At 50.5% G+C, this 2,930-nt stretch carries 6 protein-coding genes; 4 read left to right on the plus strand and 2 right to left on the minus strand.

Annotation, left to right across the window (positions count from 1 at the left end):
• On the plus strand, positions 1-533 hold a 533-nt coding region (locus KB557_RS10420; protein WP_255133957.1), incomplete at its 5' end, for a cytochrome c biogenesis protein ResB.
• On the opposite strand, the gene queF is transcribed toward KB557_RS10420, so the two are convergent.
• Positions 502-900, minus strand: a complete 399-nt coding sequence (gene queF / locus KB557_RS10425; protein ID WP_255133959.1) for a preQ(1) synthase — start codon at positions 898-900, stop codon at positions 502-504. The two genes, KB557_RS10420 and queF, sit on opposite strands and share 32 nt — an antisense overlap.
• A 125-nt stretch (positions 901-1,025) precedes the next feature.
• Here queF and KB557_RS10430 point away from each other — a divergent pair, with 125 nt between their 5' ends.
• The gene (locus tag KB557_RS10430; RefSeq protein WP_255133961.1) at positions 1,026-1,364 is read left to right on the plus strand and encodes a P-II family nitrogen regulator; all 339 of its coding nucleotides are present in this window, start codon (positions 1,026-1,028) and stop codon (positions 1,362-1,364) included.
• On the opposite strand, the gene KB557_RS10435 is transcribed toward KB557_RS10430, so the two are convergent.
• Positions 1,361-2,173 carry a TlyA family RNA methyltransferase gene (locus tag KB557_RS10435; protein ID WP_255133963.1) on the minus strand — a complete coding sequence of 271 codons (813 nt, stop codon included), beginning with the start codon at positions 2,171-2,173 and terminating at the stop codon, positions 1,361-1,363. The genes KB557_RS10430 and KB557_RS10435 overlap by 4 nt on opposite strands.
• On the opposite strand from KB557_RS10435, the gene KB557_RS10440 reads away from it, so the two are divergent.
• Positions 2,172-2,315 carry a hypothetical protein gene (locus tag KB557_RS10440; RefSeq protein ID WP_255133965.1) on the plus strand — a complete coding sequence of 48 codons (144 nt, stop codon included), beginning with the start codon at positions 2,172-2,174 and terminating at the stop codon, positions 2,313-2,315. The genes KB557_RS10435 and KB557_RS10440 overlap by 2 nt on opposite strands.
• Positions 2,316-2,557: 242 nt before the next feature.
• Positions 2,558-2,930, plus strand: a 373-nt coding sequence (locus tag KB557_RS10445; RefSeq protein WP_255133967.1) for a lyase family protein, incomplete at its 3' end; no start/stop codon positions are given.

The raw sequence follows: 2,930 nt of genomic DNA on the forward strand, positions 1-2,930 counted from the left end.
TACGGCATCGAGGTATCACTATTTACCAGGCAGACTGGTCTTTGGCTGCCATAACCCTTCAGCTCGGTAATAGCCCGTTGCTGCAATTACCTTTACAAACCTTTCCTGAATTGGGTGAACAGGTATGGGGGTTAGTAATACCAACCAAACCAGATGGTTCAGGTCCAGTATTAATAGCCTTGCAAACTGAACTCGGTCCTGCCCAAGTATTTGCAGCGGGTAGTGAATTGCTTGGCCTTCTACCTGTGGGGGGTAATGCGATTGAAATTGAAGGTTTACCAATACGCCTTGTTGATGTATTACCAGCTAGCGGACTACTTATAAAACGCGACCCAGGTGTACCGTTAGTTTATACAGGCTTTGCGATTTTACTATTAGGTGGCGGACTAAGCCTTATTGCAACCCGGCAGATATGGGCAATAGTTGATGGTGATAAGTTGCATATTGGTGGCCTCTGCAATCGAAATCTCACCGCATTTGCAGATGAGCTTCCTTTAATTGCTAAAGCTGCTGTGAACCATGGCGCACTGTAATAACGGTGTGCACATTGCCTCTAGGATTAAAATCAGCCACCAATTCCATCCAATTTGGTTCAGCCGCCAACACAAAATCATCCAGAATGCGATTCACTACTTCTTCATGGGAGATGCTGCAATCACGCCAGCTGTTCACATAAAGTTTAATTGCTTTTAATTCCAACACTTTCGGGCCTGGCTGATAATTTAGCTGCAGCTTTGCAAAATCTGGATAACCAGAAAATGGGCATTTGCAGGTAAATTCGGGCAAGGAAATTGCGATGTGATATGGCCTTTCCTGCTGGGGATTTTCAAAACAAATCAGCTCCGCTGCTGCGATATTGCGTTCGCCATAGCTGGGGCGCTGGGTGCTGGAGGTGGTCACAAAAAAAGAGATAGAGAGAAAAAAGGCTTAACCGTAACTATCGCTACGCCTTCAGAAGCAAAGGGCTCCTGAAATAGCTTTGCCGCCATAATTCTGGCAAAGCACCAAACAGTGGTTCTCTCAAAATGAAAAAAGTAGAAGCAATCATCCGCCCCTTCAAGCTCGACGACGTGAAGATGGCGTTGGTTAATGCCGGCATCATTGGAATGACGGTGAGCGAAGTGCGTGGCTTTGGTCGCCAGAAAGGCCAGGTGGAGCGCTATCGCGGTTCTGAATTCACCGTTGAATTCCTGCAAAAACTGAAGCTTGAAATTGTTGTAGACGACAGCCAGGTGGACACGGTTGTTAGCGCTGTACAAGAAGCTGCCCGCACCGGTGAGATCGGTGATGGCAAGATTTTTGTTTCCTCTGTGGAAGCGGTGATTCGCATCCGCACAGGCGATCGCGATGTTGAAGCTATCTAATTTGCTGAGGCCACAACCTGGGCCACTAAATCAAGCCATTGATCAGCCCCAAAGGTGTTGTTTGGTCCGAGCCAAAGCAGGTACTCATGGTTACCAGCTGGGCCGGTGATGGGTGATGCCACCAAGCCCTGGGGCAGCCATCCCAGGGGCAATGCTGCCTGCGCCACAGCCAGCACAGCATCCGCTTGTGCCTTTGTATCTCTCACCACTCCCCCCTTCCCCACCCGCAAGCGCCCCACTTCAAATTGCGGTTTCACCAGGAGAATTGCTTCTGCAGTTGAGCCCCCCTCAAGCAATGCCTGCAGAGCAGGCAGCACCAAGGCGAGGGAGATGAAAGAAAGGTCAGCCACTGCAAGGGTGGGCCATGGGTCTTGGGGGCCATAGAGCTGCTGGGGCTGCAAATGCCTCACGTTTGTGCGTTCTTTCAACACGAGGCGTGGGTTGGTGCGCAGGGCCCAAGCGATCTGGCCGTAGCCCACATCAATGCCATATATCCGGGCTGCACCGTTCTGCAACAAGCAGTCGCTAAAGCCTCCGGTTGAAATGCCGGCATCAAGGCAGTAGCGCCCCTCCACTTTGATCGGCAATTGGCTGAGGGCCGCCGCTAATTTTTCTCCTCCTCTTGATACAAACCGAGGCGGAATGGCCACCTCAGGTAGAGCATCCAGTTCTATTTCTCTTCCGGGTTTATCAAGAATTTCCACCCCAAGGCGCACCCGCCCGGCCCGGATCAGCTGTTGAGCCTGATGGCGGCTAACTGCTAAGCCCAGTTCCACTAAGCGCAGATCCAGGCGTTGGCGACGGGCCATGGCAAAAGCAAATTTTGAAAAGATCTATGTAAAAGAAAAGCATCTCAAATCCGAGGAAATCCAAACGCAATTCCAGCAAAATCAAAAATTCCCCCCACAATTAACGAAATTTTTTGAGGAAAATGGCACAAGCTTTAGCTAATGCCGAAGCAAGGAGTAGCCAAAGCGCCACAGTATTGATGTTCCCCACCAGGCTGCAGCCAGGTTGTTTTGTAAAACTTCTGCAGCATCCCCACGATCTGCCCCCGTTCGAAATGATCCACTGCAATGGGCGCAGTTGTTGGGTGAGGCAGCAGGCCTGGGGGCCGGCGGTGTACTGGAAAATTTCAAGATTGAAGCTCACACACAATGTTAGCTAGATTGAAAGTTGATTAATTATTTGCCTTGATTGAGCGTTATACCCTGCCGGAGATGGGCAGCATCTGGACGGAAGAAGCAAAATTTCAATCCTGGCTGGATGTGGAAATAGCTGCCTGCGAAGCCCAAGCCCAGCTGGGAATGGTGCCAGCGGAGGCATTGGCAGAAATTAAAAAGAAAGCGGCCTTCAAACAAGAGCGAATTCTTGAAATAGAAGCCGAAGTGCGCCACGACGTAATCGCTTTTTTAACCAATGTGAACGAAAACGTGGGGGATGCCGGAAGGTATATCCACGTGGGCATGACCAGCTCCGATGTTCTTGATACCGGCCTTGCCTTGCAACTCAAAGCCTCGGTGGCACTGCTGCGCCAGGAACTAAACAAGCTCGCCGCTGCAATTC

It is taken from the genome of Synechococcus sp. Cruz CV12-2-Slac-r, from assembly GCF_024346075.1.
Classification (GTDB): Bacteria; Cyanobacteriota; Cyanobacteriia; order PCC-6307; family Cyanobiaceae; genus Synechococcus_D.